The sequence below is a fragment of the Paenibacillus lignilyticus genome, from assembly GCF_017942085.1.
Classification (GTDB): Bacteria; Bacillota; Bacilli; order Paenibacillales; family Paenibacillaceae; genus Paenibacillus_Z; species Paenibacillus_Z lignilyticus.
The window spans coordinates 219,499-233,839 of the sequence record NZ_JAGKSP010000006.1; the positions used below are offsets into that span (position 1 = coordinate 219,499).

At 52.7% G+C, this 14,341-nt stretch carries 16 protein-coding genes; 14 read left to right on the forward strand and 2 right to left on the reverse strand.

Annotated elements, in window-relative coordinates; translation table 11 throughout:
* Position 1 precedes the first annotated feature (1 nt).
* The 4 genes from I8J30_RS16870 to I8J30_RS16885 all read left to right on the forward strand — a co-directional run bounded on the left by I8J30_RS16870 (position 2) and on the right by I8J30_RS16885 (position 4,430).
* Positions 2 to 985, forward strand: coding sequence for an alpha-ketoacid dehydrogenase subunit beta (locus I8J30_RS16870; protein ID WP_210659654.1), 984 nt, complete (start codon positions 2 to 4; stop codon positions 983 to 985).
* Positions 986 to 1,024: 39 nt separating this feature from the next.
* A complete protein-coding gene (locus tag I8J30_RS16875) occupies positions 1,025 to 2,413 on the forward strand; it encodes a dihydrolipoamide acetyltransferase family protein (RefSeq protein WP_210659656.1) in 1,389 nt (462 codons plus the stop codon).
* 17 nt (positions 2,414 to 2,430) lie between these two features.
* Positions 2,431 to 3,153, forward strand: coding sequence for a lipoyl(octanoyl) transferase LipB (gene lipB / locus I8J30_RS16880; protein ID WP_210659658.1), 723 nt, complete (start codon positions 2,431 to 2,433; stop codon positions 3,151 to 3,153).
* Positions 3,154 to 3,296: 143 nt separating this feature from the next.
* The gene (locus I8J30_RS16885) at positions 3,297 to 4,430 is read left to right on the forward strand and encodes a M20/M25/M40 family metallo-hydrolase (protein WP_210659666.1); all 1,134 of its coding nucleotides are present in this window, start codon (positions 3,297 to 3,299) and stop codon (positions 4,428 to 4,430) included.
* A 91-nt stretch (positions 4,431 to 4,521) separates the two neighbouring features.
* Here I8J30_RS16885 and mciZ read toward each other — a convergent pair whose 3' ends face one another.
* Positions 4,522 to 4,686 (reverse strand): Z-ring formation inhibitor MciZ, encoded by a 165-nt coding sequence (mciZ, locus tag I8J30_RS34235; protein ID WP_091219173.1) that lies wholly within the window; start codon positions 4,684 to 4,686, stop codon positions 4,522 to 4,524.
* 102 nt (positions 4,687 to 4,788) lie between these two features.
* Between mciZ and I8J30_RS16895 the strand changes: the two genes are divergently transcribed.
* The 4 genes from I8J30_RS16895 to fur all read left to right on the forward strand — a co-directional run bounded on the left by I8J30_RS16895 (position 4,789) and on the right by fur (position 7,856).
* Entirely contained in the window at positions 4,789 to 5,346 is a 558-nt protein-coding gene (locus tag I8J30_RS16895) for an NUDIX hydrolase (protein ID WP_210659668.1), read from the forward strand.
* Positions 5,347 to 5,348: 2 nt separating this feature from the next.
* Positions 5,349 to 6,575 (forward strand): endonuclease Q family protein, encoded by a 1,227-nt coding sequence (locus tag I8J30_RS16900; RefSeq protein ID WP_338044878.1) that lies wholly within the window; start codon positions 5,349 to 5,351, stop codon positions 6,573 to 6,575.
* 72 nt (positions 6,576 to 6,647) lie between these two features.
* Positions 6,648 to 7,292 (forward strand): stage II sporulation protein M, encoded by a 645-nt coding sequence (gene spoIIM / locus I8J30_RS16905; protein ID WP_210659680.1) that lies wholly within the window; start codon positions 6,648 to 6,650, stop codon positions 7,290 to 7,292.
* Between the two features lie 99 nt (positions 7,293 to 7,391).
* On the forward strand, positions 7,392 to 7,856 hold the full coding sequence (gene fur / locus I8J30_RS16910; RefSeq protein WP_090976842.1) for a ferric iron uptake transcriptional regulator: 465 nt from the start codon (positions 7,392 to 7,394) through the stop codon (positions 7,854 to 7,856).
* Between the two features lie 95 nt (positions 7,857 to 7,951).
* On the opposite strand, the gene I8J30_RS16915 is transcribed toward fur, so the two are convergent.
* Positions 7,952 to 9,244, reverse strand: coding sequence for a S8 family peptidase (locus I8J30_RS16915; protein WP_210659682.1), 1,293 nt, complete (start codon positions 9,242 to 9,244; stop codon positions 7,952 to 7,954).
* A gap of 207 nt (positions 9,245 to 9,451) precedes the next feature.
* Between I8J30_RS16915 and ald the strand changes: the two genes are divergently transcribed.
* From ald to I8J30_RS16945, 6 genes are all read left to right on the forward strand, one after another.
* Positions 9,452 to 10,594: an alanine dehydrogenase gene (gene ald, locus I8J30_RS16920; protein WP_091220509.1), complete on the forward strand. Its 1,143-nt coding sequence runs from the start codon at positions 9,452 to 9,454 to the stop codon at positions 10,592 to 10,594.
* A 121-nt stretch (positions 10,595 to 10,715) separates the two neighbouring features.
* A complete protein-coding gene (locus I8J30_RS16925; RefSeq protein ID WP_210659684.1) occupies positions 10,716 to 10,949 on the forward strand; it encodes a DUF4227 family protein in 234 nt (77 codons plus the stop codon).
* A 100-nt stretch (positions 10,950 to 11,049) separates the two neighbouring features.
* Positions 11,050 to 11,958 (forward strand): site-specific tyrosine recombinase XerD, encoded by a 909-nt coding sequence (xerD, locus tag I8J30_RS16930; protein ID WP_210659686.1) that lies wholly within the window; start codon positions 11,050 to 11,052, stop codon positions 11,956 to 11,958.
* 7 nt (positions 11,959 to 11,965) lie between these two features.
* Positions 11,966 to 13,141: a phosphopentomutase gene (locus tag I8J30_RS16935; protein ID WP_210659688.1), complete on the forward strand. Its 1,176-nt coding sequence runs from the start codon at positions 11,966 to 11,968 to the stop codon at positions 13,139 to 13,141.
* A 64-nt stretch (positions 13,142 to 13,205) separates the two neighbouring features.
* Positions 13,206 to 14,030, forward strand: a complete 825-nt coding sequence (locus tag I8J30_RS16940; RefSeq protein ID WP_338044879.1) for a purine-nucleoside phosphorylase — start codon at positions 13,206 to 13,208, stop codon at positions 14,028 to 14,030.
* 111 nt (positions 14,031 to 14,141) lie between these two features.
* On the forward strand, positions 14,142 to 14,315 hold the full coding sequence (locus I8J30_RS16945; protein WP_210659690.1) for an aspartyl-phosphate phosphatase Spo0E family protein: 174 nt from the start codon (positions 14,142 to 14,144) through the stop codon (positions 14,313 to 14,315).
* Positions 14,316 to 14,341 lie beyond the last annotated feature (26 nt).

The following is a 14,341-nucleotide window of genomic DNA, read 5'->3' on the forward strand; positions in this document are numbered from 1 at the left end:
CATGCCGAAAATGGACTATATCGATGCGATCCGCTTGGCCATGAAAGAGGAAATGGAACGCGATGAAGATGTTTTCGTGCTCGGCGAGGACGTAGGACATAAAGGCGGCGTGTTTACGACGACGAAAGGGCTTATCGGCCAGTTTGGCGAAGAGCGCGTGCTGGATACGCCGTTGGCGGAGTCTGCCATCGTCGGCGCTGCCATCGGTGCGGCGATGTACGGCATGAAGCCTATCGCCGAAATGCAATATTCAGACTTCATGTTCCCGGCTACGAATCAAATTATTAGCGAAGCGGCCAAGATCCGTTATCGCTCCAATAATGACTGGACATGCCCGCTTGTTATCCGTGCGCCGATCGGCGGCGGTATCTTCGGCGGATTGTACCATTCGCAATGTCCGGAATCGGTCTTCTTCGGGACACCGGGTCTTAAAATCGTAGCGCCTTACACGGCTTACGATGCGAAAGGGCTTCTGAAAGCAGCCGTTCGCGATCCGGACCCGGTTATTTATTTTGAAAACAAGAAATGCTACAAGCTTGTAACCGGCGATGTTCCAGAAGGCGATTACATCGTTCCGATCGGAGAGTCCAATGTCCTTCGCGAAGGCGACGACATTACGGTTATCAGCTACAGTCTGCCGCTTCACTTCGTGCTCGAAGCAGCGGAGGAACTTGCAGAAGAAGGCGTTTCTACCCATGTGCTCGACTTGCGTACACTTCAGCCGCTGGACAAAGAAGGCGTTCTGGAAGCTGCCCGCCGTACCGGAAAAGTGCTCATCATTCATGAAGACAACAAATTCGGAGGCATTGGTGCAGAAGTATCGGCTATTATAGCAGAAGAGATGCTGTATGAGCTGGATGCTCCGATTATGCGACTATGTGGTCCGGACGTTCCGGCAATGCCGATTAATCCACCGGGCGAGAAATTCTTTATGCTGAATAAAGATAAAGTGAAAGAAGCGATGAAGAAGCTGGCATTATTCTAAAATCGAAGTCGCTTCGCAAAACATTTAGGAGTGGTCGGAATGAAGAAAGTGACGGAAGTCGTCATGCCACAACTCGCAGAATCGCTTGTCTCCGCAACGATTGATAAATGGCTCAAGCAGCCTGGCGATTCAATCGAGATGTATGAGCCGATCTGTGAAATTCTTACAGACAAAGTAAATGCAGAACTACCCGCGACCATTCAAGGGACGCTGATTCGAATATTAGTCGGTGCAGGTGAAACGGTACCTGTCGGTACGCCGCTTTGCCTCATCGAAATTGATGAAGAGGGAGCGGGTACTGCTGCGCCGAATGCTTCGCCTAACGCAGGCAGCGCAAGTACCCCGGCAGCTTCCGGTGCTCCTGCCCGAAACAATGATCGTGCAGCTGTTCGCGCGCAAGGTGCGGCAGCTGTAGCAGGCAGCGATGACTCTATGCGTCATCGCTACTCCCCTGCGGTTCAGTCGCTTGCAGCAGAACATAATGTGAACCTGTCTGCGATTGAAGGAACAGGTCTTGGAGGACGGATCACTCGCAAAGACGTGCTGGCGTATGTGGAATCCGGACGCGGAACAAGAACTGCCGGTACAGCAGCCGGGCATCTTGGCAGTGCGCAGCAAACGCAACAGTCGAATAAGAGCGGCGGGGAGCAGGTTCGATCCTCCGGCCTTCATTTATCGGAGACGCCTCGTATTCCCGGCGTTGAAGTGGAAGGGCAGCAAATGCCGGGCAGAAGCGAATATTTTATCGATGTTACCCCTGTTCGCAATGCGATCGCACGTAACATGCGCCAAAGCGTCACTGAAATTCCGCATGCATGGATGATGATGGAAGTGGATGTGACGAACCTCGTCTCGTTGCGCAACAAGCTGAAAGATGATTTCAAGAAGCGTGAAGGCGTCAACCTTACTTATCTCGCATTCTGGGTGAAAGCCGTCGTAAATGCGATCAAGGATTTCCCGATCATGAACTCGGTATGGGCCGTCGACAAAATCATCGTGAAGCGCGATATTCATATCGGTCTTGCGGTGGGTACGGAGGATGCGGTTAAAGTACCGGTCATTAAGAATGCCGATCAGAAAAATATTGCCGGCCTCGCAAGGGAAATTGAGGATCTGGCTCGCAAAACCCGCGAAGGCAAGCTGACGCTGGCCGATATGGAAGGCGGAACGTTCACCGTCAATAATACGGGCTCGTTCGGTTCGATCCTGTCCTACCCAATCATCAACTACCCGCAAGCGGCGATCGTCACTTGTGAATCCATCGTGAAGCGTCCTGTCGTCATTAACGATATGATCGCAGTTCGTTCGATGGCCAATATTTGTTTGTCGCTGGATCATCGGATCCTGGATGGCGTCATTTGCGGCCGTTTCTTGCAGCGGGTGAAAGAAAATTTGGAAAGCTTCAATCTGGATACGAAGCTGTATTGAAACGGGGCTTACATGTTATGACAACGAACGTGAAAGCGATCGATGTTCACTATACGCCCATGCTCGGTTATGCCGAAGCATGGGATTTACAGAAGGCATACGTGAAACAAATCGACAAGGAGGAGCGACGTGAAACGCTGCTCCTTCTTCAGCATCCCCCGACCTATACGATCGGTTCGCAGAAACATCCCGAACATCTGCTTTATTCCGAAGAAGAATTAGCAGCGCGCGGCATCGGCGTGTTTCAAATTGATCGCGGCGGGGATATTACGTATCATGGACCGGGTCAGCTTGTAGGGTATCCGCTGCTTTACCTGGATGGAGCGGGCCTTGATCTTCACGGTTACTTGCGACAGCTGGAGCAGGCTATTATGGACTGGCTGGCAGGGTACGGGATCGAAACGAATCGAAAGTCGGAGTATACGGGGGTTTGGGTTGGCGATGCCAAAATTGCGGCTATCGGCGTGAAATTTAATAAAGCCAGGACTCGACGCGGATTCGTGACGAGCCATGGCTTCGCGCTTAATATTAAAGCAGGCATTGCGCAGGATGGATTTCGCGGCATCATTCCTTGCGGCATCCAGGAATATGCGGTTACTTCCTTTGCTGATGTAACAGGCATTAACTTAAGTGTGGAGCAAGCGGCTCGCGAGCTGCTGCCGCATTTCTGTAAGCAATTTGGCTGCGAAGCAATTGTAGAAACCGGACTATTCGAAGATCCAGCCGACGCCAATCAGTAAAGTGGAGATCAGCATGGAGGCAATGAGCAGCCAGATGAACATTTTCATCAATCGGTTGGGACGCACGAGAGCATGCTCCTTTCATAAGTGAGATGTACAAGTATGAGTCTATTGTAACGAAATCAATGAACGGAGGAAAGCCGATGATTAATAACCAACGAATTATCGATGAATTTATGGCGCTTGTCCAGGTGGACAGCGAAACGAAATATGAACGTGAGATTTGCGATGTACTTACAGGAAAGCTGAAAGAACTCGGCTTCTCTGTGGAAGAAGACGATGCGGCAAGCGTTACCGGTCACGGTGCAGGCAATTTATTCGCGATGCTTGAAGCAAACGGCAGCGAGAAGGCACCGACGATTTTCTTTACCTCCCATATGGATACGGTCGTGCCGGGTAAAGGAATCAAACCGCATCTTGACGCAGACGGCTACATAAGAAGTGACGGAACGACGATTCTCGGAGCAGACGATAAGGCCGGACTTGCAGCGATGTTCGAAGCGATCCGTGTCATTAAGGAACAGAATCGTCCTCATGGTCCGATTCAGCTGGTTATCACGGTTGGAGAAGAAAGCGGCCTTGTAGGTGCATCAGCGATCGACAGCAAAAGGCTGAAAGCGAAATTCGGTTACGCGCTGGATTCCAACGGGCCGATCGGCGATATTGCCGTTGCTGCTCCGTCGCAAGCGAAGATCACGATCAAAATTCACGGTAAATCGGCACATGCCGGCGTTAATCCGGAGGATGGCATCAGTGCCATTCAAGTGGCGGGTAAAGCGATTTCCCGCATGTCGCTGGGTAGAATCGATCACGAAACAACGGCGAACATCGGACGTTTCGAAGGCGGCGGCGCAACGAATATCGTCTGTGATTTCGTGAAGCTGGACGCGGAAGCGCGCAGCATTGTACAGGACAAACTCGACAAGCAGGTTGAATCGATGCGCGAAACCGTTCTGGCGGTTGCGGCCGAGTTCGGTGCAAAAGCGGAGTTTGAAAGCAAGCTCATTTATCCGGCCTTCAATTTCACCGATGGAGATCCGGTCGTGGAGCTGGCGAAGGCTGCGATTGAGAAAATCGGCAGAACGCCGAAGCTGTTTCACTCCGGCGGCGGAAGCGATGCGAATGTGTTCAACGGACATGGCGTTCCAACCGTGAACTTGGCGATCGGCTATGAGCATATCCATACGACGAACGAGCAAATCAAGGCAGAGGATTTAGTGAAAACAGCGGAGCTGGTTGTTGCGATTATCGAACAGGCTGCAGAGCTGACGGAATAACAGCTTTGCCTATACGAATAAGGGTTGCCGCTGTAGATGGATCTACGGCGGCAACCCTTTCTATTGTTTGAACATGCAAGGTTGTCGATTATCAACGAGTCGATTGCAAATACTCTCCAAGTGTGCGGCCGGATTTGCCGCTGCCGCTAAGCGGGCTTGTTTTCGTGCTCGCTTTGGCAAGCAGCTTCAACTGATGACGGATTTCCCAGGCTTTGCCGACAAGCGTCATTGAACTTTTTACCGTGTATTGTTTCATGAACGATCTCCCCTTTTGCTATACTGATAGATAGATATGAGAGAGTTAGAGAACATATGCCTACCGAATTAGGGAATCGCCATTTAAAGGAGCCGATGAGGGATGTTAGAGAAAACCGATCAATTCCGCGAGAAAACAGTCAAGACCGAACCGATTTTCGATGGAAAAATCATTTCGCTGCAGGTTGATACGATAGAGCTGCCCGATGGCAAAACAGCCACGCGCGAAATTGTCAGACATCCGGGTGCGGCAGCCGTATTGGCTCTGATCGATGATAAAATGCTCGTTGTTGAGCAGTATCGCAAGCCCATGGAGAAATTCCAAATCGAAATTCCGGCAGGCAAGCTGGATGCCGGCGAAGATCCGATGGTTGCGGCAGCACGTGAGCTTGAAGAAGAAACCGGGTATCGCGCCGGGAAGCTTCGCCCGCTAAGCGCGTTCTATACTTCACCTGGATTCGCCGACGAGAAGCTGTATGTCTATCTCGCAGAGGATCTTGTCAAAGGCGAAAGCGCGCCGGATGAGGATGAGTTTCTCGCGGTAGAAGCGATTACGTTCGAGCAAGCGCAGCAGTATATGAAAGAAGAGCGAATCAGCGACGCGAAGACGATTCTGGCCGTTTATGCATGGCATATCTACAGACTTACGGGAGAGATCTGAAAGTGACGACCGTGGAAGCGACGGCCGTACAAGGGAAAACGGGCCGCGTGTTTGCCGATCTTCATCTGCATATTGGGCGGACGGAGCGTGGCGAGCCGGTTAAGATCAGCGGGAGTAAGGATCTAACCTTCCGCAACATTGCGTATGAGGCCGCGGTTCGCAAAGGCATCGGTTTGCTCGGAGTGATCGACTGCCATTCGCCCGGCGTACAGCGCGATATCGAGTCCTTGCTTGATTCCGGGGAGATGAACCAAATCAGCGGCGGCGGTATTCGCTACAGAGATACGACCATTCTGCTTGGAGCAGAAATCGAGGTTCGCGATGCCGGCTTCGGCACGGCCCATCATCTGATCTATCTGCCGGACTTTGCGGAAATGCAGTCGTTCACGAAGTGGATGTCCCGCTCGATGCGCAATGTCCAGCTCAGCTCGCAGCGCTTATATGTGCCATCCCGCGAGCTGCAAGCGGAAGTGAAGGGACGAGGCGGACTGTTCATCCCGGCCCATATATTCACGCCGCATAAGAGCTTGTTCGGCAGCTGCTCCGATCAGCTTCAAGATACGCTCGTTCCGAACCTTGTCGATGCCGTCGAGCTCGGATTAAGCTCAGACAGCGAGATGGCAGGGTTCATACCCGAGCTCGATACCCTCCCATTCCTGACGAATTCAGACGCGCATTCCTTATCGAAGATCGGCCGCGAATATAATGAGCTATCCCTTCAAGAGTCATCCTTTCAGGAGCTGAAGCTTGCGCTTGAAGGAGCTGGAGGGCGGGCAATTACAGCCAATTACGGATTAAATCCGGTACTCGGCAAGTACCATCGCACGTACTGCGTGAATTGCGGTTCGCTCGCCGGGGATACGCAGGATGCCGAGCGCTGCTTGCAATGCGGGAGCCTCAAGCAAGTCCGCGGGGTATTGGACCGCATTATGGAGCTCGGGGCCAAAGCGGGTCGAAGTGAGCCTGTTGTGCCGCGAGATCGCCCGCGGTACATCTATCAAGTACCGCTGGAATTTATCCCGGGAATCGGTCCGAAGACATTGACCAAGCTGCTGGATCAGTTTGGCACGGAAATGAACATTCTTCATGACGCACCAACGGAGGCAATTGCTGAGATTGCGGGCGAATCGGCGGCTGCTGTTATCGCAGACGCTCGCACCGGCTCACTAAAGCTGCAAGCCGGCGGCGGTGGCAACTACGGCAAAGTTGCTGTGAGCCGAAAGTCGTAAGCTGCCTGCAGACCGTCATAGCAGCGGCGGCTTGGACATACACTGAACCATCTGGGTTTAGGGGGATATGCCATGCGAACAACTGCGCTCCAGCCGAATATGAAGGATCAGCTGACGCTTTATGTATTCGTGTCTGTTTTATTTGTCGTAGGGGTCGTGTTCGGCGCGCTGCTCGTTAATGCGCTGACACTGGATCAGCAGCAAAATTTGGCCGGGGATGTAGAGCAATTCATCCATCATATCCAAGAAGGGGTCTTACAGAGCGGCGGAGATACGTTCTGGGACCGTGCCTGGTTTCATGCCAAATGGCTGCTGCTTATCTGGGTGCTCGGCCTCACAGTCGTGGGGATGCCGCTCGTGCTGGCGCTTGATTTTCTGAAAGGCGTGTTGGTCGGTTTCGCGATCGGCACGTTGGTGAGGCAATTTGCGTGGAAGGGGCTGATCTTCTCGCTTGCTTCTGTTGCACCGCCAAACTTATTGGCAGTTCCGGCATTTCTTATCATAAGCGTGTCGGCTATTTCCTTCGGCCTCTATGTAGTTAAGAACCGTCTCTTGGGCCGTTTCGGAACTCTAAGCCAGCCACTGGCAGCCTTCACATCAAGCGCTGCCATGATGTTGGTCATCATTCTCGGTGCTGCTGCGATCGAGTGTTATGTGACTCCGCTGCTGCTGAAATGGGCCGCTCCGCTGATCGTAGGAGTCAGCGCTGGATTGTAATGATTCTAAAAAAAATTGACTTTGTTCGATATGTGCACCTATAATAAGAGCAAACCGATTCCGTGATTATGGCACAAGTCAGGTATGAGGGGGGAAGCCATGGAATCCCGGATTGATAAGATTAAGCAGCAACTGCAGTCGCAGGGGTACAAGCTGACCCCGCAGCGAGAAGCTACAGTTCGCGTGCTTCTGGAGAATGAAGAGGATCATCTTAGCGCGGAGGACGTGTTCATGCTCGTCAAGGACATCGCGCCGGAGATTGGATTAGCAACCGTATATCGGACATTGGAGCTGCTGAGCGAGCTGCATGTCGTGGAGAAGATGAATTTTGGGGATGGCGTTGCGCGGTACGACTTGCGGGCAGACAACAACAAACATCATCATCATCACCTCATCTGCGTGCAATGCGGAACCATGAGTGAAATATTGGAAGATTGGCTTGGGCCGCTCGAAGAGCGACTTGAGCGGGAATATGGTTTTACGGTTCTGGACCATCGCCTTGATTTTCAAGGAATATGCGTCAATTGCAAAGCGAAGAACGATGCACTTAAGGTCGAAAACTAAACACTCCCTTCTGCAGTGTTCTCAGCGCTCGTGCTGAGCAACACTGTTAAAGGGAGTTTTTTGTGCGCGTTTCTATGGTTACTTTGTCGGCTCTATTAGGATCTCTTCCTACTGGACTTATGACCGGATTTGGATTTGCGCGATGCCGCCTCAGTCGATTGCTCGGAGGAGGAAGAAGAGGTTGCCCCTCCAAGCTGCATAATCCCATAACCTTGTGCTTTATAGGAGTAGTTCGAAATTCGTTTGGCTGAAGCACGAAGCCGCTTCGTGATCGCCGTAGGACCAAGCGAAGGATCAAGCGACTTCAATAGCGCAACGCCGCCTGCCACATGAGGACTGGACATGCTCGTGCCGGATAACACTTGGTAGCCGCCGCCGAGTGACGTCGATTTAATATAGCTGCCCGGGGCGGTGACATCGATGCCGTAGCCGCGGCTGCTATAATTCGCGACCTTCCCTTTACGTGTTGAAGCGGCAACCGCAATTGCCGTTGAATACCGGGCAGGCTGATCGATACGGCCGGTGCTTGTTCCGCTGTTTCCTGCCGAGGCGACGACAATTATGCCGCTCTGTCTTGCCCGCTGTACCGCTTCCTTGAGCGCGCTGCTTGTTTCGCCTTCCAGTCCGAGACTCATATTGATGATGGGGATCTTCTTGGAGATGCACCAGTCGATGCCTTTGATAATATCGGATACATAACCGGCGCCGTTTGCATCCAATGCCTTGACGGCGTATAACCTGGCACGAGGAGCTACGCCCTGCAGCATGCCATTGGCGCCGACTGCCGCCGCGATGCCTGCCACATGCGTACCATGGCCATTATCGTCAATGTAGGATGAACCCCCCATCGTATTGACGCCTCCGCATATGCGAAGGTCGGAATGCTTGGCAATACCTGTATCGATAATGGCGATTCCTGCGCCTTTGCCTTTCGTGGCTGACCATACTTTATTCGCTTCAATTTGCGAGAGATTCCAGCCTACACTGCTTGAGGACGAATCCGAGTGCAGCTTTCCTTTGCCTGCACCGCGCGTTCGCAAGTTTTTTCTCGAGTAGAGAGAAGCTTTTGCATGGATGCGAACCTTCGCGTTCTTCGCCTTGGGATGCACCTGAAAACCATGTGCATGGAGCTTGAAATCGGGCTCGACGTAGCTGACATTCGGATGCTGGGCAAGCGATTGCAGCTGCTGGGTACGGCGGCTGTCGACATGACAGCAGATAACGCGGTTGCGGCGAATGCTCTTAACCGGTCGGATGCCGTATTTGGCAAGCTCTTTGAGACATTGCGTATATTGCGATTGCGATTTGAATCCGATTAATTTACGCGTAGTATGACCTGATGATCTGCCTTTTGAGCAGCTGAGCAGCAGCCGTTCAACATTTGGCAAAGATGCTCCTCCTTTAACGATAGACTGAACTTCCAATCGGTGCAGGAACCAATACTCCAGTGTATGGAGACATTCGTACAAGGGCATGGGTAGATGCTGATACGCTGGTACATATTTTCCGTTCCGCGAGAGAAAGTATCAGGGAGGACTGTCAACCCGTCCTCTGCCTGCATATGAAGAATCAAGGAGACGGAGAGGGAGATGCATATGATTATCGGCGTGCCGAAAGAAATCAAAGCAAGCGAGTATCGAGTTGCGCTAACCCCTGCAGGAGCGGGAATGTTGAAGGCTGCCGGACATGAGGTCGTGGTCGAAAGCGGTGCCGGTGAAGGAAGCAGCTTTACGGATGAAGCCTATGTAGCGGAAGGCGCGGCCATCTTGCCGACGGCCAAGGATGTATGGGCTAAAGCGGAAATGATTATGAAGGTGAAAGAGCCGTTGCCGGAGGAATTCGGTTATTTCCGCGAAGGGCTGCTGCTGTTCACGTATCTTCATTTAGCCGCAGCGCCCGATCTGACCAAAGCGCTGATTGAGAAGGATGTCTCAGGGGTTGCTTATGAAACGATTCAAATGCCAAATGGCAGCTTGCCGCTGCTCACACCGATGAGCGAGGTAGCTGGCAGAATGGCGGTGCAAGTCGGCTCGCAATTTCTGGAAGCCTTCTACGGCGGACGCGGCATATTGCTTGGCGGCGTACCCGGCGTTCCGCCTGCCGAAGTAATCATCCTCGGTGGCGGCATTGTCGGTACGAATGCTGCTCGGATTGCCCTTGGAATGGGGGCCAGTGTCGTTATCCTGGAGCGGAGCGCCGATCGGATGCGTTATATCGACGAGGTGTTCGAAGGCCGCATTCGCACATTAATGTCGAATCCCTACAACATTGCGAGCGCAGTGAAGAAAGCAGACCTCTTGATCGGAGCCGTGCTGATTCCGGGTGCCAGAGCGCCGCATTTGGTCACCGAAGAAATGGTCAAGACGATGAAGAAAGGTGCCGTCATCGTGGACGTTGCCGTTGACCAAGGGGGAACGATTGCGACGATCGACCGTGTAACGACGCATAAGGATCCCGTCTATGAGAAACACGGGGTTCTCCATTATGCGGTTGCGAATATGCCCGGAGCCGTTCCGCGGACCTCTACGCTTGCGCTGACGAACGTTACAATGCCTTATGCGCTGGAGCTTGCCGGCAAGGGGCTGGAGGAAGCAGTGCGTGCGAACGAGCCGCTTCGTAAAGGTGTAAACACGTACAAAGGCCGCGTTACTCATCCGCAGGTCGCTGAAGCTGTAAACATGCCGTACATCAGTATGAGTCAATTGCTTGAAAGCGTGCCTTTCGATAAACTAAGCTAGCCCGGTGCCTAGGCATGATTCATCGTCCCTGCTCATAAGGTGTTGTAAAGGACAACCATTTGCCCGTCTGTAATCGGGAAAGGCTGCCCATTCTTCGCTTTTGGGAAAAGGGGAATTCGCGATGGTGGTGTCGGTTCGCAGGTGGCTGAGACGGATATTATTTGTGCTGCTGCTCTGTTTCCTTACAATTACGATGTATGGCGGCTGCAGGTTTATCGCCGTTTGGATAACCCCGCAGGATCCATACCGAGTACCGCAGGGCCAAGCTTTGAAGGTATTCAACGAAGAACCGTTTCAGGTGGATGCAAGCAGCATTTATGACAAACTTCGGTTATTTTACTGGTATGGCGAATAGGATGCAGGTGATTTGGCTTCCTTTGGCAGGAGATTTAGCAGCTTTGTGGAATATAGCAGGAATACCTGCTGAAGCTGTTTATCCGGGAAAGGAACGACCCATGAGAGTGCATCTGCGAACATTTATACAGTATTTACAGGAAGGCCGGAGGCTGTCTGCCAATACATTGTCGTCCTATGAGCGGGATTTGTCCTTATTTCTGGATTATGCGGAGAGTCAGGGCATCTCGTCTGTGGAGGGCATCCAGAAACACCACCTCTCTCTCTACATGCTTCAGCTGAAGCAGCAGGGACGGGCGGTTGCGACTGTTTCCAGACATATGGTCTCGATACGTGCTTTTTTTCACTATTTAATTATGCAGCGGCATATGCAGAGCGACCCGTCGATCCATTTGGAGATGCCCAAGCAAGAGAAGCGTCTGCCCAAAATCGTCACGATCTCGGATGTGGAGAGGCTGCTCGCCGCACCGGATCCGGAAACGAATGCCGGTAAACGCGATCTTGCCATGCTGGAGGTTCTCTATGCAACGGGGATCCGTGTATCTGAACTTATCTCTTTAGATGATGAGCATATTAACTTGCCGATGGGCTTCATTCGTTGTATCGGCTCCGCAACCAAAGAGCGAATCATTCCTCTTGGCCACGTTGCGACTGAGGCGCTGACCGTCTATCTGGAACAGGTGCGCGTGAAGCTGCGCAAGAACGACGAAACGGCTTTGTTTCTCAATCAGCAAGGGGCCAGAATGACTCGGCAAGGCTTCTGGAAAATCTTAAAGAAATACGCCGCAGAAGCGGGCATCGAAGGTGAAATGACGCCGCACACGCTCCGGCACTCCTTCGCCGCTCATCTGCTGGAGAACGGCGCAGATTTACGTGCCGTGCAAGAAATGCTCGGCCATGCCGATATTTCCACAACCCAGGTGTATGTGCAGGTGACTAAGCCGCGCATTAAAGAGGTGTACAACCTGGCCCATCCGCGGGCCAGAAGTAAACAAACGAATTCGGAGTGATCAGGCTATGAAGTTTGACCGTATTACAGTAATCGTGCTCGACAGCGTCGGAATCGGCGAACTTCCCGATGCACCGGCTTTTGGCGATGTAGGTTCTCATACGCTGGGCCATATTTTGCAAGAGGTGCCGGAGCTGCATATGCCGCATCTTCGCAGCTGGGGCCTGGATCGCATCGCTCCACTCGGCAGCTGGAAGTCGGATGCAGACGCATTAGCTTACTATGGCAAAATGGCTGAAGTTTCCGTAGGCAAAGATACGATGACCGGCCACTGGGAAATCGCGGGCTTAAAGGTAACGGTGCCCTTCCGGACGTTCCCGGACGGGTTCCCTGATGAGCTGCTCAGCGAATTCGAAGCTCGGACAGGCCGCGGCGTGCTTGGCAATAAATCGGCCAGCGGCACCGACATCATGGACGAGCTGGGCGAAGAGCAGCTAAATTCAGGTAAATGGATTGTCTACACGAGTGCGGACAGCGTCTTCCAAATTGCGGCGAACGAAGACATGATCCCACTGGAGGAGCTGTATCGCGCCTGCGAAATCGCACGCGAGCTTACGCTGGACGAGCGGTATGCCGTCGGTCGCGTCATCGCAAGGCCTTTCGTGGGCAAGCCGGGTTCCTTTAAACGGACGGCAAACCGGCATGATTACGCGGTGAAGCCGCCGTCGCCGACCGTGCTGAATGCGCTGAAGGACGGCGGTTTCGACGTCATTGCCGTTGGCAAAATCGATGATATCTTCGTCAGCGAAGGCATTACGGAGGCGCTTCATACGAAGAGCAACGAGGATGGGGTGCTGAAGACCATCGCTGCTTTGGATAAACCGTTCAAAGGAATGCTCTTTACGAACCTGGTCGATTTCGATTCGCTCTATGGCCATCGCCGTGACCCGCAAGGATACGCCGGGGCGCTCGAAGCGTTTGACCGCAGCGTACCGGAGCTGACCAAACGGCTTGGGGAGCGGGATTTGCTCATCGTAACAGCCGATCATGGCAATGATCCGACTTATTCCGGTACCGACCATACGAGAGAGTATGTACCGCTGCTGGTATACGGGCCGGCTTTGAAGACGCCCGGATCGCTTGGCATTCGCTCCACCTTCGCAGACGTCGCAGCCACCGTTGCGGATAACTTCGGCGTGAAGCGCCCGGACAACGGAGTATCATTTTTGCATGAGTTGAACTGAACGATCATCCATACCCGTTAAGGTAGTACTGCAAGTCGACAACAATTACAGGAGGTTCATCAACGTGAACACACTCAAATCATCCCATATTCAAGAGGCGGCAGCGTACATTAATTCGAAAATTTCCATCAAACCGGAAGTCGGCCTTATCATGGGTTCCGGACTTGGCATACTTGGCGATTACATCGAAGAGGCTGTCGTCATTCCCTATCATGAAATCCCGCATTTTCCGATCTCGACCGTGGAAGGTCATGCAGGCGAGCTGATGATCGGCAAGCTTTCCGGTCGCCCGGTTGTTCTGATGCGCGGACGGTTCCACTTGTATGAAGGCTATGGCCCTGATCTGACGGCTTTCCCGGTGCGCGTCATGAAAGCGATCGGCGCTGCGAAGCTGGTGGTTACGAATGCGGCAGGCGGCGTTAACACGAACTACAATCCGGGTGATCTCATGCTGATCAGCGATCACATTAACTTCCAAGGCCACAACCCGCTGGTTGGACCTAATGACAAGGAGCTTGGCGTTCGTTTCCCGGACATGTCGCAGCCTTACAGCAAACGTTTGCGCGAGCTGGCCAGAGATGTGGCGCTGGAGCAAGGCTTCACGCTTCAAGAAGGCGTGTACATCGCGGTGCTTGGACCATCCTACGAGACGCCTGCGGAAATTCGCATGATGCGTATATTGGGAGCGGATGCTGTCGGCATGTCGACGGTTTCCGAGGTTATTGCGGCAAGCCATTCCGGCATAGAAGTGCTTGGCATCTCTTGTATCAGCAACATGGCTTCAGGTATTTTGGATCAACCGCTGTCGCACGATGAAGTCATGGAAACGACGGAACGTGTAAAATCCAGGTTCCTCGGCCTAGTCAACGGCATTATTCCGCTGATGTAGGCTGTAACAAAAATGTAATAAAGGCCTCGACTGATTATGACATTCTTTGTCCGCTTGTCGTCGTATAATGTCCGTGACAGATAGTACACTATAAAGCGGGGATTGCATTCCATGGACAATCAAAGTTATCTTCGACTGGAAAGACTGCGAGGACAATTGGTGGCGGCTGCGATGCGGAAGGAAACCTTTCTTCACCGCGACGTGATCCAGCTTAGCCAGACGCTTGACCAGTTGATCGTCAAAGTGCAGGCAGAGAAAAGCAAATCCTCGAGTGCCCAAAGATGAACCGATGCTAATTGCGAACATGGTTA